Origin of the sequence: Pseudomonas chlororaphis (assembly GCA_001023535.1) — a bacterium.
GTDB classification, from domain to species: domain Bacteria; phylum Pseudomonadota; class Gammaproteobacteria; order Pseudomonadales; family Pseudomonadaceae; genus Aquipseudomonas; species Aquipseudomonas chlororaphis_E.
Genome location: CP011020.1, coordinates 3952540 through 3979446, shown reverse-complemented (window position 1 = coordinate 3979446; position 26907 = coordinate 3952540). Strand labels below are relative to the sequence as shown.

The 26907-nt window shown below is 65.6% G+C and carries 7 protein-coding genes and 2 pseudogenes; 5 read left to right on the top strand and 4 right to left on the bottom strand.

Annotated elements, in window-relative coordinates:
• Window positions 1-76 precede the first annotated feature (76 nt).
• The 3 genes and pseudogenes from VM99_17485 to VM99_17475 all read left to right on the top strand — a co-directional run bounded on the left by VM99_17485 (window position 77) and on the right by VM99_17475 (window position 19454).
• Window positions 77-3331, top strand: a pseudogene (locus VM99_17485) (hypothetical protein).
• Window positions 3332-3408: 77 nt separating this feature from the next.
• A pseudogene (locus VM99_17480) lies at window positions 3409-18381 on the top strand (peptide synthase).
• 122 nt (window positions 18382-18503) lie between these two features.
• Window positions 18504-19454: a lipase gene (locus VM99_17475; GenBank protein AKJ99773.1), complete on the top strand. Its 951-nt coding sequence runs from the start codon at window positions 18504-18506 to the stop codon at window positions 19452-19454.
• 658 nt (window positions 19455-20112) lie between these two features.
• Here the strand turns inward: VM99_17475 and VM99_17470 are convergent.
• Window positions 20113-21579 (bottom strand): D-alanyl-D-alanine carboxypeptidase, encoded by a 1467-nt coding sequence (locus VM99_17470; protein ID AKJ99772.1) that lies wholly within the window; start codon window positions 21577-21579, stop codon window positions 20113-20115.
• Between the two features lie 232 nt (window positions 21580-21811).
• Here VM99_17470 and VM99_17465 point away from each other — a divergent pair, with 232 nt between their 5' ends.
• The gene (locus VM99_17465; protein ID AKJ99771.1) at window positions 21812-22156 is read left to right on the top strand and encodes a hypothetical protein; all 345 of its coding nucleotides are present in this window, start codon (window positions 21812-21814) and stop codon (window positions 22154-22156) included.
• 159 nt (window positions 22157-22315) lie between these two features.
• Here VM99_17465 and VM99_17460 read toward each other — a convergent pair whose 3' ends face one another.
• Complete coding sequence (locus tag VM99_17460) at window positions 22316-23506, bottom strand: membrane protein (protein AKJ99770.1); 1191 nt, start codon at window positions 23504-23506, stop codon at window positions 22316-22318.
• Between the two features lie 272 nt (window positions 23507-23778).
• Here VM99_17460 and VM99_17455 point away from each other — a divergent pair, with 272 nt between their 5' ends.
• Window positions 23779-24543, top strand: a complete 765-nt coding sequence (locus VM99_17455) for a GntR family transcriptional regulator (GenBank protein AKJ99769.1) — start codon at window positions 23779-23781, stop codon at window positions 24541-24543.
• 138 nt (window positions 24544-24681) lie between these two features.
• Here the strand turns inward: VM99_17455 and VM99_17450 are convergent, their stop codons facing one another.
• Together VM99_17450 and VM99_17445 are read right to left on the bottom strand one after the other, a co-directional pair.
• Window positions 24682-25986, bottom strand: coding sequence for a guanine deaminase (locus VM99_17450; GenBank protein AKJ99768.1), 1305 nt, complete (start codon window positions 25984-25986; stop codon window positions 24682-24684).
• Between the two features lie 21 nt (window positions 25987-26007).
• The gene (locus tag VM99_17445) at window positions 26008-26850 is read right to left on the bottom strand and encodes a molybdenum cofactor sulfurylase (GenBank protein AKK01786.1); all 843 of its coding nucleotides are present in this window, start codon (window positions 26848-26850) and stop codon (window positions 26008-26010) included.
• Window positions 26851-26907 lie beyond the last annotated feature (57 nt).

Genomic DNA, 26907 nt, shown 5'->3' with positions numbered 1-26907 from the left:
TTTTCCGGTCTGCATTCGTTTTATAGGGACGACTTGCCTCTGTGCCTTGTGCCCACTGATTCCGGATACCCCTCAAATGAATGCTGAAGACGCCTTGAAACTTGCTCGCCGGTTTATCGGGTTGCCCTTGGAAAAGCGCCGTACGTTCCTGGCGGCGCTGGACAAGGAGGGCGTGGCGTTCAGCGGCTTTCCCATCCCTCGGGGCGTCGAGGCCGAAGACCGCCAGGCCTTGTCCTATGCCCAGCAGCGCATGTGGTTTCTCTGGCAACTGGAGCCGGCGAGTGGCGCCTATAACCTGCCTGGCGCGGTGCGCCTCAAGGGCGCGTTGAGCCTGTCGGCGCTGGAGCAGGCGTTCGCCAGCCTGGTGGCGCGCCATGAAACCCTGCGCACGGTGTTCCAGCGCCAGGCCGACGACAGCCTGGTGCAAGTGCCCGCCAGCGCTGCCCTGGAGATCGAGCGGCAGGACCTGCGAGCCTTGCCAGCCGCCGAGCGCGAGCACGCGGTGCGCCGTGCGGCCGAGGCGCAATCGATGCGTCCCTTCGACTTGTCCACAGGGCCTTTGCTACGCGTCGAACTGCTCGCGCTCCAAGACCAGGAGCACGTGCTGCTGCTGACCTTGCATCACATCGTCTCCGATGGCTGGTCGATGAACGTGCTGATCGACGAATTCATCCGCTGCTACGACGCCTTCGAGGCAGGCACCACGCCGCAACTGGCCGAGTTGCCGATCCAGTACAGCGACTACGCCCTCTGGCAGCGGCGCTGGCTGGAGGCGGGCGAGCAGGCGCGACAACTGGCGTATTGGCAGGCCCAGTTGGGCGACGAGCAGCCCGTGCTGGCGTTGCCCCTCGATCATCCGCGCCCGGCGATGCCCAGCTACCGTGGCACCCGTTACACGTTCGACGTGGAACCGGCCCTGGCCGAGCAATTGCGCGCCACCGCCCAGCAGCACAACATCACGTTGTTCATGCTCCTGCTCGGCGCATTCAACGTGCTGTTGCATCGGTACACCGGCCACACCGACATCCGCGTCGGCGTGCCCATCGCCAACCGTAACCGGGCCGAGACCGAAGGGCTGATCGGCTTCTTCGTCAACACCCAGGTGTTGCGCACCGAGCTGGGCGGCCAGACCCGTGTCGATGAGCTGCTGCGCGCGGTCAAGGACACGGCGCTGGGCGCCCAGGCCCATCAGGACCTGCCCTTCGAGCGGCTGGTGGAAGCGCTCAACGTGGAGCGCAGCCTCAGCCATACGCCGCTGTTCCAGGTGATGTACAACCACCAGCCGCAAGTGGCCGACATCGCCAGCCTGCACACCGCGTCGGGCCTGGAGCTGTCGATGCTGGCGTGGCAGAGCCGCACCACCCAGTTCGACTTGACCCTCGACACCTGGGAAAAGGCCGGCAAGCTGCACGCGGCGCTGACCTACGCCGATGACCTGTTCGACGCCGCCACCATCGCCCGCATGGCACGCCACTGGACGCGCTTGCTGCAAGGCATGGTGGCCGACAGCCGTGCGCTCATCGGTGAACTGCCGCTGCTCGAAGCCGACGAGTACCAACGCCTGATCCACGACTGGAACCCGGTCGATGGGTCGTTCGAGCACAGCCTGTGCATTCACCAGGTGATCGCCCGCCAGGCGGCAGCCACGCCGGATGCCTTGGCCGTGACCTTCGCCCACACGTCACTGAGCTACAGCGAGCTGGATGGCCGTGCCAATCGCCTGGCCCACAAGCTCATCGAATTGGGCGTTGGCCCGGAAGTCCGCGTCGGCGTGGCGATGCCGCGCTCCGAGCAGTTGCTGATCGCCTTGCTGGCGGTGCTCAAGGCCGGCGGTGCTTATGTGCCTCTCGATCCGGATTATCCGGCCGAGCGGGTGGCCTACATGCTCGACGACAGTCGTGCGCGGGTGCTGCTGACCGAACAGGCAGTGGCGGCGACTTTGTCGGTGCCTGAGGCCACGGCGGTGCTGATGCTCGATCGTCTCGACCTGGACGGTTATTCCCTCGCTGCCCCCCGCACCGGCGTGACCCCGGACAACCTGGCCTACGTGATCTACACCAGCGGTTCCACCGGCCTGCCCAAAGGCGTGGCGATTGCCCATCGCAACGTGCTGGCGCTGATCGATTGGTCGCGCGCGGTGTACCGTCGCGAAGATATCCAGGGCGTGCTGGCGTCCACCTCGGTGTGCTTCGACTTGTCGGTGTGGGAGCTGTTCGTGACCCTGGCCAACGGTGGCTCGCTGATCATCGCCCGCAATGCGCTGGAGCTGCCGCAACTGCCGGCCCGGGATCAGGTGCGCCTGATCAACACGGTGCCGTCGGCCATCGCCGCGTTGCAGCGCAGCGGCGGGATTCCGGCCAGTGTGCGGATCATCAACCTGGCGGGAGAGCCGCTGAAGCAAAGCCTGGTGGAGGCGCTGTATGAGTCGCCGACCCTTGAGCATGTCTACGACCTCTACGGCCCCTCTGAGGACACCACCTATTCCACCTGGACCCGGCGCACCGTCGGTGGCACGGCGAACATCGGCCGCCCGCTCAAGCACACCGCCAGTTACCTGCTGGATGCCGACCTGCAAGCGGTGCCCCAAGGTGTTTCGGCGGAACTGTACCTCAGCGGCGCAGGCATCACCCGGGGTTACCTGGGTCGGGCTGCGCTGACCGCCGAGAAGTACGTGCCCCATCCGTTTTCCACTGCGGGCGAGCGGTTGTATCGCACCGGCGACCTGTGCCGTTATCGCGTCGATGGCGTGCTCGAATATCTGGGCCGTATCGACCATCAGGTGAAGATCCGCGGGTTCCGCATCGAGCTGGGGGAAATCGAAGCGCGGCTGCAGCAGCAACCCCAGGTGCGCGAAGTGGCGGTGTTGGCCCAGGACGCTCCGGGCGGCCCGCAACTGGTGGCCTACGTGGTCGTCCCGGCACTCGACCGGGACGCCAGCGAGCAGGCGCGCAGCTTGCGCGATCAACTCAAGGCCGGCCTCAAGGCCCATTTGCCCGACTACATGATCCCGGCCCACCTGCTGTTCCTCGACCAACTGCCCCTGACCCCCAACGGCAAGCTCGACCGCAAGGCGTTGCCGGCGGTGGACGCTGGCCTGTCCCAGGCCGGTTATGTCGCGCCGGCCAGCGCACTCGAACAGCAGGTGGCCGCGATTTGGGCCCAGGTGCTCACGGTGGAGCGTGTTGGCCGCGACGATCACTTCTTCGAGTTGGGCGGCCATTCGCTGCTGGCGGTCAATGCCGTCTCGCGCATGGCCCTCGAACTGGGGCTGAGCCTGACCCCGCAACTGATTTTCCAGCACCCCGTCCTCAAGGCGTTTGTCGCGCAACTGGACACCGCGGACGGGCCCATCAATGAACAGAAACTGAACAAGCTGGAAGCCCTGCTTGATGAAATGGAGGAAGTCTGATGGACAAGAGTGTTGCTTTGAGGATTGCCAAGCGCTTTATCACTCTGCCGCTGGACAAACGCAGGCTGTACCTGGAGAAGATGCTCGAAGAGGGCGTCTCGCCGGCCAACCTGCCGATTCCCGAGGTGCGTTCCGGGTTCGAGCACATCGCGCTGTCCTACGCCCAGGAGCGCCAGTGGTTCCTGTGGCAGATGGACCCCCACAGCCCGGCGTATCACATCCCCACGGCCTTGCGCCTCAAGGGCCGCCTCGACGTGCCGGCCCTGGAGCGCAGTTTCAACGCCGTGGTCGAGCGCCACGAGAGCCTGCGCACCACCTTCATCGAACACGGCGAGCAGACCGTGCAGGTGATCCACCCGCATCTGTCGCTGCGCATTGCGATCGAGTCATTGGCGGGTGGTGCGCCGGCCAGCGAGGACGAGCGCATCAAGGCTTTCGTCGAAGATGAAACCGCGCGCCCCTTCGATCTGCGCCAGGGGCCGTTGCTGCGGGTGTCGCTGTTGGAAATCGGCGAGGACGACCATGTGCTGGTGTTGATCCAGCATCACATCATCTCCGATGGCTGGTCGATGCAGGTGCTGGTGGATGAACTGGTGCGCCACTATGCGTTCCTCACGGCTGCCGACGGTGCCGATGCGGCCCTGGCGTTGCCGGAACTGCCGGTGCAATACGCCGACTACGCGATCTGGCAGCGGCACTGGCTCGAGGCCGGTGAACGTGAGCGGCAGTTGGCCTACTGGGTCGAGACCCTGGGTGGTGAACAACCTGTACTGGAGCTGCCCCTCGATCGGCCGCGCCCGCCCGTGCAAAGCTTTCGCGGCGCCCGCCTGGACCTGAACCTGCCACCCGCGCTGGGCGCGGCCCTCAAGCAGTTGGCCCAGCGCGAAGGGGTCAGCCTGTTCATGGTGCTGCTGGCCTCGTTCCAGGCACTGCTGCACCGCTACAGCGGCCAGTCGCAGATTCGCGTCGGCGTGCCGGTGGCCAACCGCAACCGGGTCGAGACCGAAGGCCTGATCGGTTTCTTCGTCAACACCCAGGTGCTCAGTGCCGAGGTCGACGGGCAGTTGCCGTTCGACCGGCTGCTCGACCAGGTCAAGCAATCGGCCCTGGCTGCCCAGGCGCACCAGGACCTGCCGTTCGAGCAATTGATCGAAGCCCTGCAACCGGAGCGCAGCCTCAGCCACAGCCCGATCTTCCAGGTCATGTTCAACCACCAGAGCGCCAGCGCAGAACAGGCCCGGCAACGGCAACTGCCGCAACTGAGCATCGAGGATCTGGTGTGGGAAGGGCGCACCGCTCAGTTCGACCTGACCCTGGGCGCCTATGAAACCGAGCAAGGCGTTGCCGCTGAACTGACCTATGCCACCGACCTGTTCGACGCCCGGACCATCGAGCGTCTGGCCGGGCACTGGCTGAACCTGTTGCGCGGCATCGTCGAGACGCCGCAGCAACGCATCGGCGAACTGCCGCTGCTCGATGCGGCCCAGCAGCAAGTGGCCCGGCAGGATTGGTTGCGCACGGTCGAGCATGGCGACGCGGCCTGCGTGCACCAGCGCATCGCCGAACAGGCACGCCGCACGCCGGAGGCGGTCGCCTTGATCGTCGAAGAGCAGGTCCTGACCTACGGCCAACTGGAGGCGCGCGCCAACCAGCTCGCCCATCGGCTGATTGCGCTGGGCGTGACGCCCGACCAGCCGGTGGGCATCGCGGTGGAGCGCAGCGCCGAGATGATTGTCGGCCTGCTGGCGATCCTCAAGGCCGGGGGCGCCTACGTGCCCCTGGACCCGGCGTACCCCGAGGATCGTCTGGCCTACATGATCGAGGACAGTGGCTTGCGGTTGCTGTTGACCCAGGCCCGCCTGCAAGGCGTGCTGCCGATTCCGGCCGGCTTGCCGACGCTGTTGCTCGACCAGCCCGACGCGGCGTTGCAGCAGGCTCCGCACACCTGTCCGGTAGTGTCGCTGAATGCCGAACACCTGGCCTACGTGATCTACACCTCCGGTTCCACCGGCAAGCCCAAGGGCGTGATGGTGCGCCATGGCGCGCTGGGCAATTTCATCAGCAGCATGATCGCCCGGCCGGGCCTGGACGCCAGCGACCGCATGCTGTCGCTGACGACGTTTTCGTTCGATATCTTTGGACTGGAAATCTACGGGCCGTTGTCCGCCGGGGCCTGCGTCGTGTTGACCGGGCAGCATGTTCACCAGGACCCGCAAGCGGTACTGGCGCTGGTGGAGCGTCACGCTGTGACGGTGCTGCAAGCCACGCCATCGAGCTGGCGCATGTTGCTGGACCATGAACACGCGGCACGACTGGCCGGACGCACCTTGCTGTGCGGCGGCGAAGCCTTGCCGCTGGCGTTGGCGCAACGACTGCTGGCCCTGTCGCCGAAGGTCTGGAACCTCTACGGCCCGACCGAGACCACGATCTGGTCGGCCGTGCACCCGCTGAGCCTGGACAACAGCCGGCCGTTCCTCGGCACCCCGCTGGACAATACCGCGCTGTACGTCGTCGGCAGCGACCTGGCGCTCAACCCGCCCGGCGCTCCCGGTGAGTTGCTGATCGGCGGCGACGGCCTGGCCCGCGGCTATTTCCAGCGCCCGGCCCTGACGGCGGAGCGCTTCGTGCCGGACCCATTCTCCCGCACCGGCGCGCGCCTGTACCGCACCGGTGACCTGACCCGGTATCGGGCCGAAGGCGTGGTCGAGTACATCGGCCGCATCGACCATCAGGTGAAGATCCGTGGCCTGCGCATCGAACTGGGCGAAATCGAGGCGGCGCTGCTGGCCCTCGCCCAGGTGCGTGAAAGCGTGGTGGTGGCCCACGAAGGGGCGACCGGTGCGCAACTGGTGGGCTATGTGGTGCCCCGTGACCAGGCCATGCCGGATGCGCAAAACCAACAGGCGCTGCGCAACGACATCAAGGCCGCGTTGAAGGCGCAGTTGCCGGAATACATGGTTCCGGCGCACCTGGTGTTCCTCGCGAACCTGCCGCTGACCCCCAACGGCAAGGTCGATCGCAAGGCGCTGCCGGCCCCGCAAGCCAGCCCGTCGCAAGGCACCTACGCGGCCCCCCGCAGCGCCACCCAGCACATCGTGGCCGGCATCTGGCAAGACGTGCTCAAGCTTGAGCGGGTGGGCTTGGACGACCACTTCTTCGAACTCGGTGGCCACTCGTTGCTGGTCACCCAGGTGATGACCCGGGTGCGCCAGGCGTTGAAGGTCCAGGTGCCGCTGCGCACCTTGTTCGAACACAGCGTGCTCAGGGATTTCGTCGCGGCCCTGGGCGTGGAGCAAGCGCATCGGGAGCCGCCGCTGGTGGCGTTGCCGCGACAGTCGTTGATGCCGTTGTCGTATGCCCAGGAGCGCCAGTGGTTTCTCTGGCAACTGGAGCCCACCAGCACCGCCTATCACATCCCGGCGGCGTTGCGCCTGCGCGGGGCGCTGGACCTGCCGGCGTTGCAGCGCAGTTTCGATGCGCTGCTGGCCCGTCACGAATCCTTGCGCACGCGCTTCGTCGAGCACGATGGGCAGGCGTGGCAGACCATCGACCCGGTTGCCTCGCTGGACATCGCTGTGCAGGCGTTGCCCGCCGACCTCGACGACGCGGCGCTCTTGAGGCGGGTGGCGGAAGAAACCCGCGGCCTGTTTGATCTGCACCAGGGCCCGCTGATGCGGGTCACGCTGATGCGTCTGGCGGCTGAGGACCACGTGCTGGTGCTGACCCAGCACCACATCGTCTCCGATGGCTGGTCGATGCAGGTCATGGTCGATGAGCTGATGGACACCTACGCTGCCTTCAGCACCGGCCAGGCACCGGCTTCGGCAGCGCTGGCGGTGCAGTACGCCGACTATGCCGCGTGGCAGCGACATTGGATGGACGCCGGTGAGCGCGAGCGTCAGTTGAGCTACTGGACCCAACGCCTGGGTGATAACCCACCGTTGCTGGAATTGCCCACCGACCGGCCGCGACCGGCCGAACAAAGCCATCGCGGCGCACGCCTGCAAGTGCCCTTGAGTGCCTCCCTGGCCGCCGACCTCACGCAACTGGCCCAGCGGGAAAACGTCACCTTGTTCGTGGTGTTGCTGGCGGCGTTCCAGACCCTGTTGCATCGCTACAGCGGCCAGGCCGACATTCGCGTTGGCGTGCCCGTGGCCAACCGTAACCGGGTCGAAACCGAAGGGCTGATCGGCTTCTTCGTCAACACCCAGGTGCTCAAGGCTGAGATCGACAGCCAGCAAAGCCTGCGTAGCTTGTTGCAGCAGGTGCGCGACAACGTGCTCGGGGCCCAGGCCCACCAGGACTTGCCGTTCGAGCAACTGGTGGACGCGCTGCAACCGGAACGCAGCCTCAGCCACAGCCCGTTGTTCCAGGTGCTGCACAACCACCAGGCGCGCCAGCCCCGCGGCTCGGTAGCGCAGTTGACGCACGTCGATGTCCAGGCCCTGACCTGGGACAGCGACACCGCCAAGTTCGACCTGACCCTGGACACCTACGAATCGGCGGACCAGCTCTGGGCCGAACTGACCTACGCCACCGACCTGTTCGAGGCCGCGACCATCGAACGCATGGGCCGGCACTGGACGAACCTGCTCCAGGCGCTGGTCGCCGACTGTGGACAACGCATCAGCCAGGTGCCGCTGCTCGATGCCGCCGAACAGCAGGCCATGTTGGGCCTGTGGAACCCGCAACGGGCGGATTTCCCGAGCCATGAATGCCTGCACCAGCGGATCGAGGCCCAGGCCCTGCGAGCCCCCGACGCCATTGCGTTGAGTCATCTGGACCAGCACCTGAGCTATCACCAGCTCAATGCCCGGGCCAATCGCCTGGCCCATCGGCTGATCGAGGCCGGTGTCGGGCCGGACGTGCGCGTCGGGCTGGGCATGGCGCGCGGCCTGGAGCTGGTGGTGGGGCTGCTGGCCATCCTCAAGGCCGGCGGCGCCTATGTGCCGCTGGACCCCAGCTACCCCGAGGAACGCCTGGCCTACATGATCGCCGACAGCGGGATCGGGCTGCTGGTGACCCAGGCCCAGGTGCTCGACCGTTTGCCGGTGCCCGACAGCGTGCGCTGCCTGCGGGTGGATGAGGATCCGCTTGGCTACAGCGATGCCAACCCGGGCGTGGCCATGTCTGCGGACAACCTGGCCTACGTGATCTACACCTCCGGTTCCACCGGGCAGCCGAAGGGCACGTTGCTGGCCCATCACAATGTGCTGCGGCTGTTCGAGGCCACCGCGCAGTGGTTCGAGTTTGGCGCACACGACGTCTGGACCCTGTTCCATTCCTTTGCGTTCGACTTCTCGGTCTGGGAAATCTTCGGTGCGTTGCTGTACGGCGGCCGGTTGGTGGTGGTGCCGTACGACACCAGCCGTTCGCCGGAAGAGTTTCATGCCTTGCTCTGCCGCGAAGGCGTCACCGTGCTGAACCAGACCCCGTCGGCGTTCAAGCCGCTGATGCAGGTGGCTTGCGCCTCAGCCACGGATGCGCAAGCCCTGGCGCTGCGTTATGTGGTGTTCGGCGGCGAGGCGCTGGACGTCAAGCACCTGCGGCCATGGTTCGAGCGCTTCGGCGACCGCGCGCCGCGATTGATCAACATGTACGGCATCACCGAGACCACGGTCCACGTGACCTATCGTCCGCTGGGCGAAGCCGATTTGCAGCGCGACGTCAGCAGCCCGATCGGCGAGCCGATTGGCGACCTGTCGTGGTACTTGCTCGACGGCGACCTGAACCCGGTGGCCGCCGGGTGCATTGGCGAGTTGTACATCGGCCGCGCGGGCCTGGCGCGGGGCTACCTGAACCGTGCCGACCTGACCTGCCTGCGCTTTGTCCCCGACCCGTTCGGCGGCGAGGGCGGCCGGCTGTATCGCACCGGCGACCTGGCGCGCTGCCGCGCCGATGGCGTGATCGAATACGTCGGGCGCATCGACCATCAGGTGAAGATCCGCGGCTTCCGCATCGAACTGGGGGAAATCGAAGCCCGGCTCCTGGCATTGGCGTCGATCCGTGCCGCGGCCGTGCTGGCGGTACCCGGCCTTAGCGGGCCGCAGTTGGTGGCCTACCTGGTGCCGACCGACGCCACCTTGGCGGGCGACCCGTCGCGCCAAGGCCAGTGGCGCGATGCAGTGCGCGCCGAACTCCGGGCGACCTTGCCCGAGCACATGCTGCCGGCGCACCTGGTGCTGCTGGAGCAACTGCCGCTGACCGCCAACGGCAAGCTCAACCGCAATGCATTGCCGTCGCCGGGCACCGACACCGTGACGCAGGCTTACCAGGCCCCGCAAAGCGAGCTGGAGCAGCGTCTGGCAAGCCTCTGGCAAGAGGTGTTGAAACGGCCGCAAGTGGGCCTGGACGACAACTTCTTCGAGTTGGGCGGCGACTCGATCATCTCGATCCAAGTGGTCAGCCGTGCCCGCCAGGCCGGTATTCGCCTCAGCCCCAAAGACCTGTTCCAGCACCAGAGCGTGCGGCGCCTGGCCCTGGTGGCGACGCTGGAGGACGATCAGGCCGGGATTGACCAGCAACCGGTCGAGGGGCCGGCGTTGCTGCTGCCGATCCAGCAGCAGTTCTTCGACGAGGCGATCCCCACGCGCCACCACTGGAACCAGTCGGTGCTGCTCAAGCCTCGCATCGCCCTGGAGGCGGACAAGCTCGAACAGGTGCTGCGTGCCCTGGTCAATCACCATGACGCGCTGCGCCTGGGCTTTACCCAGCAGCCATCCGGCTGGGTGGCGGCGTATCGACCCCTTGAGCGGCCATCCGACGATTGGCTGTGGCAGGCCGACGTGGCCGACAGCGCGGAACTGGAAACGTTGGGCAACCGGGCCCAGCGCAGCCTTGACCTGCAAGACGGCCCGCTGCTGCGGGCGGTGCTGGCCAACCTTGCCGACGGCAGCCAGCGTCTGTTGCTGGTGATTCATCACCTGGTGGTGGACGGCGTGTCCTGGCGCATTCTGCTGGAAGACCTGCAAAACGCTTATCAACAGGTGCACCAGGGCCAAGCCTTGAAACTGCCGGTCAAGACCCATGCCTTCAAGGACTGGAGCGAACGGTTGCAGCGCTACGCCGCCAGCCCGGCGTTGCAGCAGGAGCGGGCGTACTGGCTGGACGGCCTGGGTGCCTGTGGCAACGACCTGCCGTGCGAGCGTCTCGACGCCGGCCAGCAGAACCGGCTGCAAGCCACGGTCATGACTCGCCTCGATGCGAACCTGACCCGCCAACTGCTGCAAGAGGCGCCGAGCGCCTACCGCACCCAGGTCAACGACCTGCTGTTGACCGCGCTGGCGCGGGTGATCGGGCGCTGGACCGAGCAACCTTCGGTGCTGATCCAACTGGAGGGCCACGGCCGCGAAGCGCTGTTCGACGACATCGACCTGACGCGCACGGTGGGCTGGTTCACCAGCCTGTTCCCGGTGTGCCTGACCCCGCTGGACGGGCCGGGCGAATCGGTCAAGCAGATCAAGGAACAGTTGCGCTCGATCCCGAACAAGGGCATCGGCTTTGGCGTGCTGCGCCACTTCGGCGATGCGTCCACCCGGCAAGCTTTTGCCAACCTGCCCACGCCGCGCATCACCTTCAACTACCTCGGCCAGTTCGACGGCAGTTTCGCCGGCGATGACGACGCGTTGTTCACCCCGGCCCAGGAAAACGCCGGCCTCGACCAGAGCGCCGATGCGCCGATGGGCAACTGGCTGACCCTCAACGGCCAAGTCTATGGCGGTGAACTGAGCATTGCCTGGAACTTCAGTCGCGAGCGCTTCCACCCTGCGACCCTCGAACGCCTGGCGGACGAGTACGCCCAGGAGCTGGCACTGTTGATCGGTCATTGCGTGGAGCCTGGCAGCGTCGGCCTGACGCCGTCGGACTTCCCCCTGGCCGGCCTGACCCAGGCGCAGCTCGACGGGTTGCCGATGCCGGCGCGGCAGGTGGTCGATGTCTACCCGCTGTCGGCGATGCAGCAGGGCATGCTGTTCCACAGCCTCTATGAACACGCCGCCGGCGACTACATCAACCAGGTGCGCCTCGACGTCGAAGGCCTGGACCCGCAACGCTTCCAGCAGGCCTGGCAGGCCGCCGTGGAGGGCCACGACATCCTGCGCACCAGCTTCGTCTGGCAAGGGCTGGAGCGGGCCGTGCAAGTGGTGCACAAGCAACTGGCGATGCCGTTCACCGTGCTCGACTGGCGTGAGCGCAGCGACACCCACGCCGGCCTCGACGCACTGGCCGAGGCCGAACAGGCCCGGGGCTTCGACCTGACCCAGGGACCGCTGCTGCGCATGACGGTGGTGCAACTGGATGAGCGGCGTTGCCACCTGATCTACACCAACCACCACATCCTGATGGACGGTTGGAGCAACTCCCAACTGCTGGGCGAAGTGTTGCAGCGCTACGCCGGCCAGCCGGTGCCAGCCACGGCGGGGCGCTATCGCGACTACATCGACTGGTTGCAGCGCCAGGATCCGCAGCTCAGCCAGGCCTGGTGGGCCAGCCAACTGGCCGATCTGCAAGAGCCGACACGCCTGGCCCACGCGATCCAGCGGCCCGCCGACGATCAGCCGCGTGAGGGCCATGGCGAGCGTCATCAACTGATCGATGCGCTGCAGACGCGCCTGTTGAGTGAGTTCGCCCGCCAGCAGAAGGTCACCCTCAACACCTTGGTCCAGGCCGCGTGGCTGTTGTTGCTGCAACGCCTGACCGGGCAGCAGACCGTGGCGTTCGGTGCCACCGTGGCCGGCCGTCCGACCGAACTGGCCGGGGTCGAGCAGCAGATTGGCCTGTTCATCAACACCTTGCCGGTGATCGCCAGCCCGCTGCCGGCGCAGACCGTGGGCCAGTGGTTGCAGAGTGTCCAGGCGCAGAACCTGGCGCTGCGTGAACATGAGCACACGCCGTTGTTCGACATCCAGCGCTGGGCCGGCCAGAACGGTGAGGCGTTGTTCGACAACATCCTGGTGTTCGAGAACTACCCGGTGTCCCAGGCGCTGGAGCAGGGCGCCCCCGGGCAACTGCGCTTTAGCCACATCCAGAATCACGAACAGACCAACTACCCGCTGACCGTGGTGGTCAACGCCGGTGAGACCCTGGCGTTGCAGTACAGCTATCGACGCGAAGCGTTCGCCGAGGGCGTGGTCGAGCAGTTGAGCAGCCTGTTGGGCAACCTGCTGCGGCAAATGACCCAGTCGGCCGAGACGACCCTGGGCGAACTGGCGTTGCTGGACAGTGCGCAGGTGCAAGTGATCGAACAGTGGAACGCCACTGCCCAGCCGTTCGCCCTGGACCAGGCCGTGCACCGTCTGATCGAGGCCCAGGCCCTGCGCACGCCCGACGCCATTGCCCTGGTGTTCGGCGACCAGGCACTGGACTACCGCCAGCTCAACGAACGGGCCAACCAACTGGCCCACGCGCTGATCGAGCGTCAGGTCGGGCCGGACACGCTGGTCGGCATCGCGATGGAGCGCAGCCTGGAAATGGTGGTCGGCCTGCTGGGGATCCTCAAGGCCGGCGGCGCCTATGTGCCGCTGGACCCGGAGTACCCGCGTGAGCGGCTCGGCTACATGATCCAGGACAGCGGCATCGGCCTGCTGCTGACCCAGCCGCAGGTGCTCGGCGCCTTGCCGCTGCCCCAGGGCTTGCCAAGCCTGTGCCTGACACCCGCGGGCGAGGCCTTCGACGCCTACCCGAGGGCGAACCCCGAGGTGGCGGTGCAGCCGGAGAACCTGGCCTACGTGATCTACACCTCCGGTTCCACCGGCCAGCCCAAGGGCGCCGGCAATGCCCACCGGGCGCTGGTCAATCGGTTGGTGTGGATGCAACAGGCCTACGGGCTGACGCCGGCGGACACGGTCTTGCAGAAGACCCCGTTCAGTTTCGACGTCTCGGTGTGGGAGTTCTTCTGGCCGCTGATGGTCGGTGCGCGGCTGGTGGTCGCGGCGCCCGGCGCTCATCGGGATCCGGCGCGGCTGATTGAGTTGATCGAGCGCGAGCAGGTCAGCACGCTGCACTTCGTGCCGTCGATGCTCCAGGCGTTCTTGCAGGCTGCCGACGTCCAGCGTTGCACCAGCCTGACCCGCATCGTTTGCAGCGGTGAGGCACTGCCGGTGCAGGTGCAGGTGCAGGTGTTCGCCAAGCTGCCGGGGGCCGGGTTGTACAACCTGTACGGCCCGACCGAGGCGGCCATCGACGCCACCCATTGGACCTGCCGCGAAGAAGGCCGCGACAGCGTGCCCATCGGCCAGCCGATTGCCAACCTGTCGACCCATATCCTCGACAGCGGCCTGAACCCGTTGCCGGTCGGCGTGGCCGGCGAGTTGTACCTGGGCGGCGTGGGCCTGGCCAGGGGTTACCACCGTCGCCCGGGCCTGAGCGCCGAGCGTTTTGTCGCCAGCCCGTTGGGCGGCGGCCAGCGTCTGTACCGCACCGGTGACCTGGCGCGGTATCGCGCCGACGGGGTGATAGAGTACGTCGGTCGCATCGACCATCAGGTCAAGTTGCGCGGCCTGCGCATTGAGCTGGGGGAAATCGAGGCGCGGCTGATGGCCCATGCGGCAGTGCGTGAAGCGGTCGTCGTGGCGTGTGACGTAGCGGGCAGCCAGCAACTGGTGGCCTACCTGGTGGCCGTCGATCCGGCCGAGCCGGCACGCCATCCCCCACTCAATGGGCAACTCGACGCCTGGCTGGGGGAAAGCCTGCCGGACTACATGGTCCCGGCACACCGCGTATGGCTGGCGCAGATGCCGCTGAGCCCCAACGGCAAGCTCGACCGCAAGCGCCTGCCGGCCCTGGAGCTGGCCGCCGCAGAGCACGTGGCGCCGGCCAATGCCACCGAGCGCACGCTGGTGCAGATCTGGCAGGGCGTGTTGGGCGTCGAATCCGTTGGCGTCACGGATAATTTCTTCAATCTGGGCGCCGACTCGATCATCTCGATCCAGGTGGTCAGCCGCGCCCGTGAACAGGGCATCGACCTGAGTCCGAAAGACATCTTCCAGCACCCCACCGTCCGCCAACTGGCCGAGCGGGTCATGTCGGCGGAACCTGTCACTTCGGCGGCCAGCGCCCTGGTGGACATGCCGCTGCACGGCCTGACCGAGCAGCAGGTGCGCCAGTTGCCGCTGCCGCAAGGGCAGTTGGGCGGGTTGTACCGTCTGTCCCCGATGCAACAGGGCATGTTGTTCCTCGGCTTGAATTCGCCGGAAGCCGACCTGTACATCAACCAGTTGAGCATCCCGGTCCAGGGCCTGGAGCCGGCGCGTTTCCAGGCTGCCTGGGAGGCGGTGAGCCGGCGCCATGACATCCTGCGCAGCGGTTTCCTCTGGCAGGACATGGCCGAGCCGTTGCAGTTCGTCCTCGCCGATGCGCCGTTGCCCATCAGCCTGCTGGACTGGCGCGAGCAGGACGTTTCGGCCCAAGCCCTGCAACACCTGGCCGACCGTGAGCGGGCCCGGGGCTTCGACCTGGATCGCCCACCGTTGCAGCGCCTGCTGCTGGTGCGGATCGGCGCGGACAGCTATCAACTGATCTGGACCTACCACCACATCCTGATCGACGGCTGGAGCAGTTCGCAGTTGATCGGTGAGGTGCTCAGCCTCTACTCGGGGCGCGATCTGCCCGAGGCGGTGCCGTACCGTCACTACATCAACTGGCTCGCCCAGCAGGATGCCAGCGGCGGGGAACGTTTCTGGCGCCGGCACCTGGCCGACCTCGACGAACCGACCTACCTGGCCGACGCCGTGCCGCGCAAAGAAGAAGGGCAGGGCAGGGGGCATGAGGCGCTCTACAGCCGCCTGGGCGAAGCCCGGACCGAACAGTTCAAAGCGTTTGCCAGGGACCAGCAAGTCACCCTCAATACCTTGGTGCAAGGCGCCTGGCTGGTGCTGCTCAGTCGCTACAGCGGCCAGCGTTGCGTGGCGTTCGGTGCCACGGTGGCCGGCCGTCCCGCCAGCCTGCCCGCGTCGGAATCGATCCTGGGGTTGTTCATCAACACCCTGCCGGTGATCAAGCAGGTGTGCGCCGAGCAACCGGTGGGGCCGTGGTTGCGTGACCTGCAGGACTACAACCTGGACATGCGCGAGCGCGAATACACGCCGCTGACCGACGTCCAGCGCTGGGCCGGGCGCGCCGGGCAATCGCTGTTCGACAGCATCATCGTGTTCGAGAACCACCCCATCGACCAGGCGCTGCGCGAGTGGCGCGATGACTCGTTGAAGTTTGGCGAGAGCAGCGCTGCCGGCCTGACCAACTTCCCGATGGACCTGATGGTCACCCTCGAAGACGGGCTGGTGATCGAATACATGTTCCTGCGCGAGCATTTCGACCGGGCCACGGTGGAAGGCATCCGCGCCAACATGGAAGGGCTGTTGGCGGCGCTGTGCGAGGACGCCGCACGGCCCCTGGGCCGTCTCGGCCTGGTCACCGGGCAGGCACTGGCGGCCCAGGCGGCCGAGCCATCGCTGGTGCCAGTGCCAGTGCCGGTGCACGTGCGCATCGGCCAATGGGCTGCCCGCGACAGTGAGCAGACGGCGGTCATCTTCGACGGCCAGCGGTTCAGCTACGGCCAGATCGAGGCCCGGGCCAATCGCCTGGCCCACGCCCTGATAGCCGAAGGGGTCGGGCCGGACGTGCGGGTCGGCGTGGCCTTACCCCGCAGCGAGCAGATGATTGTCGCCTTGCTGGCGGTGCTCAAGGCGGGCGGTGCCTACGTGCCGCTGGACGCCACTTATCCACGGGAGCGCCTGAGTTACCTGATGGACGATTCGGGCATTGCCCTGTTGCTCAGCGACTCGCGCCTGGACGCCGTATTGCCGACCCGGGCCAATCTTCATGTGCTGGCGCTGGACCGTCTGAACCTCGACGACCTGCCGGGCACGGCGCCCCAGGTGACGGTGCAGCCGGAAAACCTTGCCTACGTGATCTACACCTCCGGCTCCACCGGTTTGCCCAAGGGCGTGGGCGTGGGCCATGGTGCCTTGGCGATGCACTGCCAGGCCATCGGCCAGCGTTATGAAATGAGCACGGCCGATTGCGAGTTGCACTTCATGTCGTTCGCCTTCGACGGTGCCCATGAGCGTTGGCTGACCCCGTTGACCCATGGTGCGCGGTTGCTGATCCGCGACGACAGCCTCTGGACTGCCGAGCAGACCTTCAACGCCTTGCATGAGCATGGCGTGACGGTGGCGGCGTTCCCGCCGGTGTATTTGCAGCAACTGGCCGAGCACGCCGAGCAACAGGGCAACCCACCGCCGGTGCGGGTCTACTGCTTCGGTGGCGATGCGGTGCCGCAAGCGAGTTTCGAGCTGGCCAGGCGGGCCCTCAAGCCGCGCTACATCATCAACGGCTACGGTCCGACCGAAACCGTGGTCACGCCGCTGATCTGGAAGGCGGGCGCCGAGCAGACGTGCGGCGCGGCGTATGCTCCCATCGGCACGCTCGTCGGCCAGCGTTGTGGCTACGTGCTGGACCACGACCTCAATCGCCTGCCGGTCGGCGTGGCGGGCGAGCTGTACCTGGGCGGGGCGTTGGCCCGAGGTTACCTGGGGCGCGCCGGCGGCACGGCCGAACGTTTTGTCGCCGATCCATTCGGCGGCGCCGGTGCCCGCCTGTATCGCACCGGCGACCTGGTGCGACAACGCGAGGATGGCACCCTTGACTACCTGGGCCGCATCGACCAGCAAGTGAAGATCCGGGGCTTCCGTATCGAACCGGGGGAAATCGAGGCCCGTCTCAAGCAACTGCCGGGGGTGCGTGACGCGGCGGTGGTGGCGCGTGACGGCGCCAGCGGCAAGCAATTGGTCGGCTACGTGCTGCCCGTCGATTCGACATCGGCCGGGGAGTGGTGCGAGGGCCTGCGCGAACAGCTCAAGGCGAGCCTGCCGGACTACATGGTGCCGGCCCACCTGATGCTGCTCGAACGCCTGCCGCTGACACCCAACGGCAAGCTCGACCGCAAGGCACTGCCGGCGCCGGGCGCCGATCCGGCGCGCCAGGGCTACGTGGCACCGGACAGCGCGCTTGAAAAAGCCCTGGTGGAGATCTGGCAGGACGTGCTGAAAGTCGAGCGGGTCGGGGTGACCGATCACTTCTTCGAACTGGGCGGTGACTCGATCCTCAGCCTGCAAGTGGTGGCCCGCAGTCGGGGGCTCAAGGCCCAGGGCTTGAACCTTAAGCTGCGCGACCTGATGCAGAAACCGACCATTGCCCAGTTGGTGGCGGGTTTGCAGGGCCAAGCCTCGACGCCTTCCACTGTGTTGGCGATGAACGCCGAGGTGCGTGGCACGGCACCGCTGTTCTGCATCCATGCCGGGTTTGGCACGGTGTTCGACTATGAACCGCTGGCGCGGCGCTTGAGCGGTGTGCGCCAGGTGCTGGCAGTGCAGTCGGCGATGCTGCTGGATCCGGCGTGGCGCGACGCATCGCTGCCGGCGATGGCCAGCGCCTACGTGGCCCAGATCCGCGCACGGCAACCGCAAGGGCCTTATTCGCTGCTGGGGTGGTCCCTGGGCGGCACCCTGGCCTTGTTGATGGCCGCGCAACTGGAGCGCGAAGGGCAGCAGGTCGAGTTCGTCGGCCTGGTCGACAGCTTCGTGCCTTCGGCCGCGGTGGATCGCCACGCAGTGGATGACTGGCGCGCCGACCTGCGGGATTTCGTGCGGGTGACGTTGCCCGACGCCAGGTTGCCGCAGTTGATCGAGGGCGAGGAAACGGTGACGAATCTGCGCGCGTTGCTGGCGACGGCGATGGCCGGCGAGGGCGTTGCCTCCACCTACCTGGCCTTGGGTGCCGATGAGCTGGCCCATGTCTTTTGCGTCGCCCGCCACCTCAAGCACCTGTCGCTGCAACTGGACCGGTGCCCGACGGTGGCGGTGGAACCGACGTGCTGGTGGACGCCGGGGCGCGAAGCCGAAGGGCTGGAACTGGCTGCGCAGGTGGGGCAGTCGGTGCAAGGCGAGTGGATCGACTGCGGTCACTTCCAGATTCCCCGGGATGAACGGTTCCTGGCCAGGGCTGAAGAAATCCTTGCCGAGATCGTTGAATCAGAAGTCTTGTCCTGAACCTGTAGCCGGCCGGGCGTTGTGCCCGGTCGGCGTGGAGAGTGTGCTCAATGTCGTTGAACCCTGATATCGCTGCATTCCTGGAACTGGTGGGCAATGGCCGCGCCAGTGGCAAACGCGTGCCCATGCACCAGATGAGCCCTGACCAGGCCCGTGAACAATTCGATCAGTCGTCGCAGTTGATGGATGCCGGCGGCGAGGCACTGGAGGTGGTCGAGCCCCTGCACATTGCAACCCGCGACGGTGCCCGGCTGGCAGCCCGGCTGTACAGCCGGCGCCCGCTGGAGCAAGGGCTGGTCCGACCGGCGCTGCTGTATTTCCATGGGGGCGGCTATGTGGTCGGCAGCCTCGATTCCCATGATTCACTGTGCCGCAACCTGGCGGCGATGGTCGACTGCGTGGTGGTGTCGGTGGCTTATCGACGGGCGCCGGAGTTTCGTTTTCCCACCGCCGTCGAGGATGCCCTGGACGCCTGGACGTGGCTGGTGGCCGAATCTGACAGGCTCGGCATCGATACCCGGCGCCTGGCCGTGGGCGGCGACAGCGTCGGCGGCAGCCTGGCCACGGTGCTGGCGACGCAGCCGCTGGACACCGCGCCGCTGTTGCAGGTGCTGATCTATCCGGTGACGGATGCCAGCCGCAGCAGGCCGTCCATCGAGCGTTACGGTGAAGGTCATTTGCTGGAAAAGGCATCATTGGAATGGTTCTACAACCATTACCAACGCGACACCACCGACCGCCACGACCCGCGCTTCTCACCGCTGCTGGGCGAGATCCCGCCGAACCTGCCGCCGGTGCTGCTGATCCTCGCCGAATGCGACCCTCTGCATGACGAAGGCGTGGCGTATGCGCAGCACCTGCAACAGGCCGGGGTGGCAGTTGAGCTCAAGGTGTATGCCGGCATGACCCATGACTTCATCCGCATGGGCGCCATCGTCGACGACGCCGAAGAGGCTCAGCAACACATCGCCCAACGACTGAGGGCAGTGTTTGCTCACTGATAAACATCACCTGAACAGACAGACCGTTTTCGCGAGCAAGCCCGCTCCCACCATTAAATGGGGGATGTCCATAAAACCTGCGCCTGGCAAAGGTCCCTGTGGGAGCGGGCTTGCCCGCGAAGGCGCCCGCCCAGCCACCATCACCGGCACAGGCAGACCGCTTTCGCGAGCAAGCTCGCTCCCACCATTAAATGGGGGATGTCCATAAAACCTGCGCCTGGCAAAGATCCCTGTGGGAGCGGGCTTGCCCGCGAAGGCGCCGGCCCAGCCAACATCACCGGTTCAGACAGACCGCTTTCGCGAGCAAGCCCGCTCCCACCATTAAATGGGGGATGTCCATAAAATCTGCGCCTGGCAAAGGTCCCTGTGGGAGCGGGCTTGCCCGCGAAGGCGCCCGCCCAGCCAACATCATCGGTCCAGACAGGCCGCTTTCGCGAGCAAGCCCGCTCCCACCATTAAATGGGGGATGTCCATAAAACCTGCGCCTGGCAAAGGTCCCTGTGGGAGCGGGCTTGCCCGCGAAGGCGCCGGCCCAGCCAACATCATCGGTGCAGGCAGACCGGTTTCGCGGGCAAGCTCGGTCCCACCATTGGATTGGGGGGAGTTCCGGGTTTTGCTTGCCCCCGGCGACCCATTGGCAGCCGGGGGCGGTCCCCGGTCAGAGTACCGAGGCGGTCTGTGGCAGTTTCGGTTGGCGGTACAGGTCCAGCAGGACCTGGTCCAGTACGGACGAAGCGCCCCAGGGTTTGGGGTCGTTGAGGATGGCAACCACGGCCCAGGTGTTGCCGTTGATGTCACGGCTGAAGCCGGCAATGGCGCGGACGGTGTTCAGGGTGCCGGTCTTGACGTGGGCTTCGCCGGCCATGGCGGTGGTCTTGAGGCGCTTGCGCATGGTGCCGTCGGTGCCGGCGATCGGCATCGAGCTGATGTATTCGGCGGCATAAGGGCTGCGCCAGGCGGCTTGCAGCATCGCCGCCATTTCCCGGGCGCTGACACGTTCGGCGCGGGACAGGCCGGAGCCGTTCTCCATCACCAGGTGTGGCGCGGTGATGCCTTTCTTGGCCAGCCACTGGCGCACGACCCGCTGCGCGGCCTTGGCGTCGTCACCGTCGGCTTCGTTGCGAAACTGCGCGCCGAGGCTCAGGAACAACTGCTGGGCCATGGTGTTGTTACTGTATTTGTTGATGTCGCGGATGATTTCCGCGAGGTCCGGCGAGAAGGCCCGGGCCAGCAGTTTTGCACCGCTCGGAGTCGCGGCGAGGCGATCCTTGCCCTGGATGCTGCCGCCCAGTTCCTTCCAGATGGCTCGCACGGCGCCAGCGGTGTAGGTGGCGTGGTCCAGCAGCGACAGGTAGGTCTGGGAGCTGCACCCCTCGCCGAGTTGGCCGCCGACGGTCACGGTCACGCTGCCGTCTGCCTGGGGCACCGGGTTATAGCGCACGCCGCCGGTGCATTGCTTGCCGTTGACGGCCTTGACCTGGTTGTCGATGCGAATGCTGGCGATCGGCGGTTCCACCGACACCAGCACCCGGCCGGCGTCATTGCGAGCGACGAAGCGCAGGGCCTTGAGGTTGACCAGCAGGGCGTCGGGCTTGACCAGGAACGGTTTGTTCTCGTCGTTGCCGTCGTCGTTGAACTCCGGCAGTTGCGGCTGGATGAAGAAACCGCGGTCCAGCACTAGGTCGCCGGTGACCTGCTGCACGCCATTGGCCCGCAGGTCGCGCATCAGCAGCCAGAGTTTTTCCATGTTCAGCTTGGGGTCGCCGCCGCCCTTGAGGTACAGGTTGCCGTTGAGGATCCCGCTGTTGAGGGTGCCGTCGGTGTAGAACTCGGTTTTCCACTGATGATTGGGGCCGAGCATCTCCAGGGCCGCGTAGGTGGTCACCAGTTTCATGGTGGACGCTGGGTTGACCGAGACGTCGGCGTTATAGACGGTCGGGGTGCCGGGGCCGTTGAGCGGCACCATCACCAGGGACAAGGCGTTGTCTTGCAGTTTGCTGGTCTTGAGGGCCTTTTGCACGTTGGGTGACAAGGCGGTGTTGATCGTGGCGGCGCTGGTGGAAACAGGGAGGGCCAAGGGAAGAAGAAGGCTGGCCAGAAGCAGTGGACGCAAAGATTTGATCATTTGAAATAAAACCCTACAGGCGAGGGGGAAAAGACGAGGACATGAAAATGAACGCCCTCAACGGTCATGAAAGTGTCGGCATTATGCCCCAAGCTGCAACGGCTTGGCCCGTACCCTGGCCCTTCGCGACGCTATTTTTTACCGACGGTAGGTCGATCCCCCCGAACAGTCGGGCAATTGATGCACCAAACTGGTAAAGTGCCGGCCGTTATTACTTAAGAGGATTGTTCCAATGGCGACTAACCGTTCCCAGCGTCTGCGCAAAAAACTGTGCGTGGATGAATTTCAAGAGCTGGGTTTCGAATTGAACCTGGATTTCAAAGAAGATCTGGCCGACGAGGCTATTGACGCTTTCCTCGACGCTTTCTTGAAACAAGCCATGGAAGCCAATGGCCTGGGCTACGTGGGCGGCGACGACTACGGTCTGGTTTGCCTGCAGAAGCGTGGCTCGGTTTCCGAAGAGCAGCGTGCGGCCGTCGAGGCCTGGCTCAAGGCGCGTCCTGAGCTGACCAGCGTTGAAGTCAGCCCGCTGATGGACGTGTGGTACCCGGAAAAGCCGATCAACGCCAAGGCGTGATGATCTGAGCCGGCAACCCTTCGGGGTGCCGGCTTTTTTGTGCCTGCTTATCGGGTGATTGCCAGGCCGCCTTCGCGAGCAAACCCGCGCCCACAGGGTCATGCGAACGACATAAATCCAATGTGGGAGCGAGCTTGCTCGCGAAGCTTTCAGAGGCGATCAGGCCTTGCGCCAATTGAGGATCAGCAAGGTCAACACCCCCGCCACGATCCCCCAGAACGCCGACCCGATGGAAAATAGCGTCAACCCCGACGCGGTGACCATGAACGTCACCAGCGCCGCTTCCCGTTCCCGGGCTTCGCTCATGGCGATGGTCAAGCCATTGATGATCGAGCCGAACAATGCCAAGGCCGCGATGGACAGCACCAGTTCCTTGGGCAACGCCGCGAACAACGCCGCCAGCGTGGCGCCGAACACCCCGGCAATGCCGTAGAAAATCCCGCACCAGAGCGCCGCCGTGTAGCGCTTGTCGCGATCCTCGTGGGCGTGCGGGCCGGTGCAGATGGCGGCGCTGATGGCCGCCAGGTTGATGCCGTGGGAGCCGAACGGTGCCAACAGCAGCGAGGCAATGCCGGTGCTGGTGATCAGCGGCGAGGCTGGAACGTTGTAGCCGTCGGCCCGCAGCACGGCGATGCCGGGCATGTTCTGCGAGGTCATCGCCACGACGAACAGTGGGATGCCGATGCTGATGGTGGCGGCCAGGGAGAAGTGCGGCGTGGTCCAGACCGGTGTCGCGACTTCCAGGGCAAACCCGCTGAAATCCAGCAGCCCGAGCAGGCCGGACAACGCCGTGCCCACCAGCAGCGCGGCCAGCACCGCGTAGCGCGGCGACAGGCGCTTGACGATCAGGTAAGTGAAGAACATCCCCAGGACCAGGCCGGTGCGATGCTGGGTGGCGACGAAGATCTCGCTGCCGATCTTGAACAGGATGCCCGCCAGCAAGGCCGCCGCCAGGGACGCCGGGATGCGCTTGACCAGGCGCTCGAAACTGCCGGTCAGGCCGCAGATCGTCACCAGCACCGCGCAGGTGATGTAGGCACCGATGGCCTCGCCGTAGCTCACGCCGCCCAGGCTTGTGATCAACAGCGCCGCGCCGGGTGTCGACCAGGCAATGGTGATCGGCGTGCGATAGCGCAGCGAAAGGCCGATGGTGCACACGGCCATGCCGATGGAAATCGCCCAGATCCACGATGAAATCTGCCCGCTGGTCAACCCTGCTGCCTGCCCAGCCTGGAACATCAGCACCAGGGAGCTGGTGTAGCCGGTCATCATGGCAATGAACCCGGCGACGACGGCCGATGGCGATGTGTCGGCGAGCGGACGAAGTGGCGTAGTCGTGACTTCGGTCATGGCGGGCGATGATCCTTGTTATAAATTTGGCAAAGCCAGGAACAACCCTGTGGCGAGGGAGCAAGCGCCCTCGCCACAGGGTTGCGGTTTAAGCCTAAACTCAACCCCGTGAGCGATTGCAATACAGCCAGGCCCGCAAACAGCCGTACAGTCGTGTTGCCATCAGAGGTTGTGTACAATCGAGGTGTTTTTTACGCGATACTTGCCAGCGACCGGCTGTGCCGTATTACAGTCACGGTCAATTCGCCGCAGTTCTCCCGACTCGAGTGCCCATGAACGAACAGTTGCAGCCCCTCAAGAAACAACCGCGAGCCGGTAAGGCCGGTCGCAGCGGTACCCAGGACGATATCGTCTACGCGCATATCTTCGAGGCCATCCTCGAACAACGCTTGGCGCCCGGTACAAAGCTGAGCGAAGAGGCACTGGGGGAGATTTTCGGGGTCAGCCGCACGATCATTCGTCGGGCGTTGTCGCGCCTGGCCCATGAAGGGGTGGTGCTGCTGCGGCCCAACCGCGGCGCCGTGGTCGCCAGCCCGAGTGTCGAGGAGGCGCGCCAGGTGTTCATGGCCCGGCGCCTGGTGGAGCGGGCTATCACCGAACTGGCGGTGCAGCATGCCACCGCCGAGCAGCTTGCCGAGCTGCGGCAGATGGTCAACGACGAGCGCGACAGTTTTTCCCGAGGCGACCGTGGCGCCGGCATCCGCCTGTCGGGCGAATTCCACCTCAAGCTGGCCGAAGCGGCAAAGAATGCGCCGTTGATCAGCTTCCAGCGCAGCCTGGTGTCCCAGACCTCGCTGATCATTGCCCAGTACGAAAGCGGCAACCGTTCCCACTGCTCCTATGACGAGCACACCCAGTTGATCGACGCCATCGAGGCGCGCGACGCGACGCTGGCGGTGGACCTGATGATGCACCACATGGACCACATCGACAGCAAGCTCAACCTCGACGAAGAAAGCGCCTCGGACGACCTGCACGCGGTGTTCTCGCACCTGTTGCAGAGCAAGAAGCCAGGACGGTCGACGGCCAAGCTCTGATTGAGTTGAGTCAGCGGCACCGAGTTCCCCCCTTCGCGAGCAAGCCCGCTCCCACATTCGACCGTGTTGTCATGACATACGCGGATCAAATGTGAGAGCGGGCTTGCTCGCGAAAGCGGTGTAACAGGCGAAGGAAATCTACCGCTGATGCACCAATTTACCGGCCGCGTAAGTCTCCATCACCGTCCGGTCATCCCCCAGGGTCATCAGCACGAACAACCGCTCGGCAATGTCGTTGGCCTGTTTCAGGCGATAGCCCAGCAGTGGCGTCGCGTTGTAGTCCAGTACCAGGAAATCCGCATCGGTGCCCGGCTGCAAGGTCCCGATCCGCTCTTCCAGGCGCAGTGCCCTGGCGCCGCCGAGTGTCGCCAGGTACAGCGACTTGAACGGGCTCAACCGCGCACCCTGCAACTGCATCACCTTGTAAGCTTCGTTCAGCGTGTGCAGCAGTGAAAAACTGGTGCCACCCCCCACGTCGGTGCCCAGGCCGACGTTCACCTTGTGCTTCTCGGCCATGGGCAGGTTGAACAGGCCGCTGCCCAGGAAGAAGTTCGACGTCGGGCAGAAGGCGATGGCCGAACCGGTTTCGGCCAGGCGTGCGCATTCGTCGTCGCACAGATGCACGCCGTGGGCGAACACCGAGCGCTCGCCCAGCAGTTGGTAGTGGTCGTAGACGTCCAGGTAACCCTTGCGCTCGGGAAACAGCGCCTTGACCCATTGCACTTCCTGCAGGTTTTCACTGATGTGGGTCTGCATGTACAGGTCGGGGTACTCGCTCAGCAACTGGCCGGCCAGCGTCAATTGTTCCGGGGTGCTGGTGGGGGCGAAGCGGGGCGTCACGGCGTAGTGCAGGCGGCCCTTGCCGTGCCAGCGCTCGATCAACGCCTTGCTCTCGGTGTAGCTGGATTCGGCGGTGTCGGTCAGGTAGTCCGGGGCGTTGCGGTCCATCATCACTTTGCCGGCGATCATCCGCAGGTCCAGCTTCTGGGCCACTTCGAAGAAGGCGTTCACCGACTGCGGGTGCACGCTGCCGAACACCAGGGCCGTAGTGGTGCCATTGCGCAACAGTTCCTTGACGAAAAGATCGGCCACGGCCGCTGCATGGGCCGGGTCGGCGAACTGGCTTTCGCAGGGGAAGGTGTAGGTGTTGAGCCAGTCCAGCAATTGCTCGCCATAGGCGCCCACCATGCCGGTTTGCGGCAGGTGGATGTGGGTGTCGATGAAGCCTGGGGTGATCAGCGCGTCGGGGTAATGGTTGACCTCGATGTCCGCGGCCAGGGTCGGCAACAGGTCATGGGCGTGGCCGATGGCGCTGATCTGGCCGTTTTCCACCACCAGCAGGCCGTCTTCGAAATACTCATAGGAGGCTTCGATCCCTACTTCGGCCGGGTCGGCGAGGCTGTGGAGCAGGGTGGCGCGGTAGGCTTTGCGTGTCAGGGGCATGAAAGGTTTCTCAATGAAGAATCAACGGTTGGCCTGGCTGCGGCGCGAGGCCGGCAGCAGCTTGGCGATCGGTTCGGCGCGCGCGGTGTGCTGGCCGAAGTCGGCGTTATAGGTGGCGATGATTTCGCCGGCGATGGAGATGGCGATTTCCACAGGCAGCTTGCCTTTGACTTCGCCGATGCCCATCGGGCAACGCAGGCGTTGCAAGGTGCCGCTGTCGAAGCCGCGATCGCGCAGGCGATGTTCGAACTTGACCCGCTTGGTCTTCGAACCGATCAGGCCGAAGTAGGCGAAGTCGTTGCGCTTGAGGATCGCGGCGCTCAGTTCCAGGTCGAGCGCGTGGTTGTGGGTCATGACGATGCAGTAGCTGCCGGCGGGCAGTTCGTCGACTTCATCCAGTGGCTCTTCGGTGACGATCTTGCGTACGCCGTGGGGCAAGTGTTCGGGGAATTCCGCCTCCCGCGAATCGATCCAGCGCACCTTGCAGGGCAGGCTCGCCAGCAACGGCACCAGGGCGCGGCCGACATGGCCGGCACCGAACACGGCAATCTGCGCCTGCACCTGGCCCATGGGTTCGAACAGCAGCACCGTTACGCCACCGCAGCACTGGCCGAGGCTGGCGCCGAGGCTGAAGCGTTCCAGGTGGGTAGCCTGCTGGCCGCTGGCAAGCATCTGCCGGGCGATTTCCATGGCCTTGTATTCCAGGTGCCCGCCGCCAATGGTGTCGAACGTCTGGCTGGCGCTGATGACCATCTTCGAACCGGCGTTGCGCGGCGTGGAGCCGAGCTCTTCGATGATGGTCACCAGCACGCAGGGTTCGCCGCGGGTTTGCAGGTCGGCGAGGGCGCTGATCCAGTTGTACATGTTCACCTCGACATCTCTTTTGTCTGTTCCGGCCTCATCGCGAGCAAGCTCGCTCCC